Source organism: Lacticaseibacillus chiayiensis (genome assembly GCF_004123795.1).
Taxonomy (GTDB): Bacteria; Bacillota; Bacilli; order Lactobacillales; family Lactobacillaceae; genus Lacticaseibacillus; species Lacticaseibacillus chiayiensis.
This window is the reverse complement of record NZ_MSSM01000068.1, coordinates 1-4,832: the sequence shown is the minus strand read 5'-3', so window position 1 is coordinate 4,832 and position 4,832 is coordinate 1. Positions and strand designations below refer to the sequence as shown.

The window sequence follows — 4,832 nt, the reverse complement described above, 5'->3', positions numbered from 1 at the left end:
GGATGAAAAGCCAAGCAGACAAGCCGATGAACTAAAACTGCTTACAAGCACGAGATTTCCATAATGTTACGCGCTTATATCCACCTTTATCCGTTTTCTGTTTAAGCGTTCTGCCTTGCCATTTGCGTTCGTAAGTGGTGCCATTTCGAACTGTCACAGTTGTTTTACCAGGGACGGTTCGAATCTGTCCACGATCAGAAACTTGATAAAGATGCTCATATGAAGGAATGTCTTTCCAATTTTCCATTTTTAATTACCTCTTTTAAGTCAGAATGGAAGATCGTCACTTACGTCTATTGGTTGACCGTTGTTGGCAAATAGATCGGCTGTATTGGTTTGTCCTGCTTGTTCCGGTGTGCCGAAAGACGGATTAGAATTTGAAGCAGATGCAGCTTTGCTATCTTTCCAACGATGCTGAATCTGTGGGAAAGCTGTTGGCTCCCACTTCTTGATATGCGGATAGGTTTTGCCGTTGTATTCTTCATTTTTGACGGTAACTTTAACGGCATGACCCGTGAAATCTGCAAGCATCGCCGCAAGATCAGCCCACTTCTTATGGTCTGGAATGCCAGCATTTTTGCCAATCATGAATAGGTATCCCATTGCATACTCTCCGGTGTCTTTCTTTGGATATTGGTTGTCGAAGATATGCTTGTTCTGATATTTCTGTGGAACGTCATTGCGTACGATTAGGTCGAACTTGATAAACTCGCGATCTTTGTAGTTATCAAATCCAAAGCGGTTAATAACGCATTCATATACACCATCTTGAATGTCGCCATTTCCTTCTGCTGCTTGTGAGTAGTCCATTGTGATAGCCATGTTTTAGTCCTCCTGTTTAATTGACTTTTCCTGATTTCCAAATTTGAATAGCTCTTTAATTGGCACTAACTTTCGATTGTCTAATCTGTTTTTAGCAAAGATTGCATCGGTTCCCTCGAGAATGACGCCACGGCCATCAGTCTTGGGATTAACTACCACGCGTCCCACAACGTCTGTCAAGCCTAATAGCCCGTCACGTACGCTGTCACGAATTGCTGGTGCATACTGGCTGAACGATTGTCCAGTTTCGCTTGTAATGTCTCGTGTGTTCTCCCAAGCGGTTACTAGCACGTTAACTGGTGCGTCCATGAAGATCATGGTCATGATACGGGCAAAGTAATTTGTCCATCTTGAGTAATCCTGAAGCTCGTTGCCAATGCCGTTTTTACTGTGCTTGCCCATCTCGACAAACCAGTCTTTTTCGAACGCTGAGACGTTGTCGATCACCAGATTGTCGTATCCTTGCACGCGTCCTTTTAGGTCAGTCAGAAATTCTTTCCATTCCTCGCTTGGCTTGCTTCGGTCAAATGGTTGTACATCGATGTTTGCTGCACCAGATAGCACTTTTGAACTGTCATCAAGATCTAGCACAAGTGTTTTGCCATCAAGATTGCGAATGGCTGACGTCTTACCAACACCAGGCTTCCCGTAAATCAAAACTCGCCAGTTCTTTGTTCGATCAATTGAAGATGCATGTTTAATTGGCTGCATCTACCGCACCCCCAGTCCGATATTCTCAACCAGTCGCGCGTTTGGTACCTCACGACCAGCTTGTAATGCTTTCTTCAAGTCGGCTTTGTTGACCGTCAACGTGGTCTTAATGAACTCTGGTGGCAACTTATTCGGGTCTTCTGGTGCTTCCACGCTCACTGTTCTGCGAGTGTAAATACTGAACAGTGGTGTATGAATGTGTTCACGACCAGTTTCAACCATCGCTTGCGCCAATCGTGATTTGATTGTCGCAGCGTTTTTCTTGGCACTTGTCTTTCGTTCTTGCAAACGCCTGATTTCAGCATCGATTTCTTTGACGTCTGCTTCGATTGATTTATAGACTTTGACATAGCCAACCGCCTTATCATCAAAGTCTCCCTCAACCATTTCCATCGTGTCAGCAATAGCTTTTGGATCAGCCTTGCCACTTTCTGCCAGTCGTTGCAAACTGGTCAATTTGTCTGTTAAGTCGTATAATACTGACATATAATATTTTCCTTTCTATCAGTCGTTGGCCTGCACGCCAGCGGCTTTTTTCATGGCTTGTTTGATAATGAATAGGATTGCGTGTGCGCCATCTTCCTGACCCATCGCATACGTTTGATGAGGGTCTGTGTTGGTAGGCCCATAGTCAGTGGCAACCTTGTGATATGCCGCGATCTGGCGGTTAGCTTCGGCTAGAATTCGTTCGTATTCCTCATTGGTTATCACGTCATCCCCTTAGCTTTGCTAACCGTGCACGTAGCTTCTCGTTCTCGACAAGCAACATCTTTGCAATTGGTGTGTGGTTGCCGCGAATGACGTCTAACGCTAATTTGTTGTGTTCTTTAAGCAAATCACCAATGGTTCGTTCTGCTTCATTCAATCCACTGCCTCCATCCTTTCGAAATAGTTGCGCCGATCATGATGCCAGCCGCTACCAATAGCAGGTAACACCATATTGGTGCGGTGGGCGTCAGCAACGTCTGTACAATTGCATCAATCATTATTTACCTTTCTCTCTAAGTGATCTTGAAAACTCTGGGAACCATTTATCGATGAATGTTCTCCACGGGCCTGCGTGGAACACATATCCCTTTTGGCCAGGCGGTGGATAATGAACGATTCTGTCCTCTAACACTTTTCGAAAGCGAGGCACATCGAGGATGTTATTAACGACCCATGTGTTGTTATGTCCTTTGATTAGACTAGCGGCCGTTGTTAGGTCCCAATATTCCATTCCTTCAAGCTTGCGTTTTAACTCTTGGTTCTCCTTGATCATCTTTGCTAGTTCTTCTTCATCGACCGCTAAATACTTTTTGCTTGAAATCTGATCATCTTCAACAACCTGCAACAGTGGCATGGCATTTCCTCCTTTCTTTTGGCCTCCCCTTGACAGATAATCAGGTTATCTGGTGATGGAAGGAGGTGATATAAATGGACTTGCCATACAAAAAAGTATTTGCTCCTACCAGTGGCAATATTGGCGCGGTGTTTTCTTCGAAAGATGTAGCAATTAAAAGTGCCTACTCATTCAAAGATAGAAATGAATTCTTTATGATTCGTAATCTTATTGTTGATGGTAAAGAAGAGGTACTCGTTGAAAGAGCGTCCAACGTTCTTACCGTATGGAGCACTCTTCCTTTAGGAGACGAAAGCAAAGGTTCCTACAGTGTGGGTTAATTCTTCGTCCTCAATAACGATTGTCACCAGGTCTCCCGGTTTTACTGCTGGGGGAAATGGATAACTAGTGCGCCAAGTGTAAAGAGTTACCCCCGTGCTGCCCATATCAGTGCGGGGCTTTTTGTTTTCTTCGTTCATACTGTTATCTCCTTTTGCAGAAACTTGTTGATAAAATACTGCTGGCCTTTTCCGGTTACCTTGGTCGTCTTGGTGATTCGCACGCTGCCGTCTGGGTTCTGGAATGTACGTTCCTTGATGTCGAACAGTTCCAAGTCCATCGCGCGTTGCGTTGGCATGTTTCGCCGGTCACCCTTACTAATCAGATAGCCGTGATCTCGCAGCCAAGCGAACAGCCTATTCTGGCCAATATCCACACCGTTCTGGCGGATGAGCTTGGCTAAGTCACCGATGAGAATGCTCGTATGGCTGGTTGCCACCGCGTCTGCAAACAGTGCTTTAGGTTTCATATCTTCAATCTGTTCAGCCTGACTAGCTGCCAGCTTCAACGCTTCGGCATAGCTTCCCGGGATTGCATAACCCGTTCTGATCTGCGTTTCCATACTGTTAAAGGCTTGGATGTACTGAATCTTGAACTGAAGCGCACGCTTCCCAGTGAATCCAACAGCCAGCAATGTGAATCCGTCACGATTCATGTAGTACATTGGATTCGTTTTCCCATTAGAAGCGGTGTAACTACCATAAATAAAGTACTTTTTTTAGTACAGCGTAATTTTCCGCGCTACTCATCAAATCACGAATTGCTGCTAGTACATCTCTGTGGTTCTTTCCAAATGATTCAGCGACCTTAAGACTGGTGGTGACTGCCTGACGGTCGTGCATAATTATTAATTCATTCAATGTGTTCCCTTCTTTCTTTTGGCCTCATTCATTAACGATGGCCATTTCACGTGCTTGACCTGAGGTACCGATTTGGTACTTCAGCCGGTCTTCTTCTTCAACGTGGTTGTTTACGTCACGACTTCCGTTTTGATATCCGAGAATATCGGCCACATCCTTACCGACAAACATTGGCTCATTGTCAACCACCACAGTTCGTAATTGACGACCTTTAAAATCAAAATGTTGTAATTGGTTCATACCGTCATCCCCTTATGTCGCGTTATTGCGACTTTTTTCTTTAAAAAAATATCAATTGCTTCCTGATCGCTAAGAGGGATGAATTGCATCATTTTGAATATTTCTTGTGCCGTGAAGTCTTTTCCACCCCGCTGCATTTTCCTAAATAATGTGCTTCTCGCGATCCCTAATGCTAAAGCTAGAGAATCTTGAGTGACATGTCGTTCTGTCATAAGTCCCTTTAAACGATCCAAGTTCACATTAACCATATATGATTCCCCTTTCTGTCGCATTCCTGCGACTTGATGAACTAAGCATAAATCCCTTATAAGCACTTGTCAATATAAAAATCGCAAATACGCGACTTTTATTGTTGCAATTTTGCGACGTGGGTTTATAATTGTAGCCATACAGGAGGTGCCACATATGAACGTTGGAGAACGAATGAAAACTATTCGTAAAGAAAAAGGCATTAGCGCAGATTCTCTTGCCGACAAAATTGGCGTCTCTAGATCAACGGTTTTTCGATATGAAAAAGGAGACAWCGAAAAGGTTCCAAT

12 protein-coding genes and 1 pseudogene are annotated in these 4,832 nt (G+C 44.1%); 2 read left to right on the top strand and 11 right to left on the bottom strand.

What is annotated here, in order from left to right; translation table 11 throughout:
- Positions 1-31 precede the first annotated feature (31 nt).
- The 8 genes from BVJ53_RS14510 to BVJ53_RS14485 are packed head-to-tail and all read right to left on the bottom strand — an operon-like array spanning position 32 to position 2,875.
- Positions 32-247 carry an NUMOD4 domain-containing protein gene (locus BVJ53_RS14510; RefSeq protein WP_238150190.1) on the bottom strand — a complete coding sequence of 72 codons (216 nt, stop codon included), beginning with the start codon at positions 245-247 and terminating at the stop codon, positions 32-34.
- Positions 248-267: 20 nt separating this feature from the next.
- A complete protein-coding gene (locus BVJ53_RS14505) occupies positions 268-822 on the bottom strand; it encodes a DUF669 domain-containing protein (protein ID WP_064658922.1) in 555 nt (184 codons plus the stop codon).
- Positions 823-825: 3 nt separating this feature from the next.
- A complete protein-coding gene (locus BVJ53_RS14500; protein WP_129302959.1) occupies positions 826-1,533 on the bottom strand; it encodes an AAA family ATPase in 708 nt (235 codons plus the stop codon).
- Entirely contained in the window at positions 1,534-2,019 is a 486-nt protein-coding gene (locus BVJ53_RS14495; RefSeq protein WP_005712713.1) for a siphovirus Gp157 family protein, read from the bottom strand.
- Between the two features lie 18 nt (positions 2,020-2,037).
- Complete coding sequence (locus tag BVJ53_RS14490; protein WP_093997757.1) at positions 2,038-2,241, bottom strand: hypothetical protein; 204 nt, start codon at positions 2,239-2,241, stop codon at positions 2,038-2,040.
- 4 nt (positions 2,242-2,245) lie between these two features.
- Entirely contained in the window at positions 2,246-2,398 is a 153-nt protein-coding gene (locus tag BVJ53_RS15240; RefSeq protein ID WP_167470216.1) for a hypothetical protein, read from the bottom strand.
- Complete coding sequence (locus BVJ53_RS15510) at positions 2,391-2,519, bottom strand: hypothetical protein (protein ID WP_269149337.1); 129 nt, start codon at positions 2,517-2,519, stop codon at positions 2,391-2,393. The genes BVJ53_RS15240 and BVJ53_RS15510 overlap by 8 nt, the downstream gene beginning before the upstream one ends.
- Positions 2,519-2,875 carry a DUF771 domain-containing protein gene (locus BVJ53_RS14485; protein ID WP_129302958.1) on the bottom strand — a complete coding sequence of 119 codons (357 nt, stop codon included), beginning with the start codon at positions 2,873-2,875 and terminating at the stop codon, positions 2,519-2,521. The genes BVJ53_RS15510 and BVJ53_RS14485 overlap by 1 nt, the downstream gene beginning before the upstream one ends.
- A gap of 74 nt (positions 2,876-2,949) precedes the next feature.
- On the opposite strand from BVJ53_RS14485, the gene BVJ53_RS14480 reads away from it, so the two are divergent.
- The gene (locus tag BVJ53_RS14480; RefSeq protein WP_016363222.1) at positions 2,950-3,195 is read left to right on the top strand and encodes a hypothetical protein; all 246 of its coding nucleotides are present in this window, start codon (positions 2,950-2,952) and stop codon (positions 3,193-3,195) included.
- A gap of 134 nt (positions 3,196-3,329) precedes the next feature.
- Here BVJ53_RS14480 and BVJ53_RS14475 read toward each other — a convergent pair.
- The 3 genes and pseudogenes from BVJ53_RS14475 to BVJ53_RS14465 form a co-directional block, all read right to left on the bottom strand.
- Positions 3,330-4,053 (bottom strand): annotated as a pseudogene (locus BVJ53_RS14475) (phage antirepressor KilAC domain-containing protein).
- Positions 4,054-4,077: 24 nt separating this feature from the next.
- Positions 4,078-4,293 carry a BRO-N domain-containing protein gene (locus tag BVJ53_RS14470; RefSeq protein WP_064520385.1) on the bottom strand — a complete coding sequence of 72 codons (216 nt, stop codon included), beginning with the start codon at positions 4,291-4,293 and terminating at the stop codon, positions 4,078-4,080.
- The gene (locus tag BVJ53_RS14465; protein ID WP_005714763.1) at positions 4,290-4,541 is read right to left on the bottom strand and encodes a helix-turn-helix domain-containing protein; all 252 of its coding nucleotides are present in this window, start codon (positions 4,539-4,541) and stop codon (positions 4,290-4,292) included. The genes BVJ53_RS14470 and BVJ53_RS14465 overlap by 4 nt, the downstream gene beginning before the upstream one ends.
- Before the next feature lie 157 nt (positions 4,542-4,698).
- On the opposite strand from BVJ53_RS14465, the gene BVJ53_RS14460 reads away from it, so the two are divergent.
- Positions 4,699-4,832: helix-turn-helix domain-containing protein (locus tag BVJ53_RS14460; RefSeq protein ID WP_137296004.1), on the top strand; the 134-nt coding region annotated here is incomplete at its 3' end.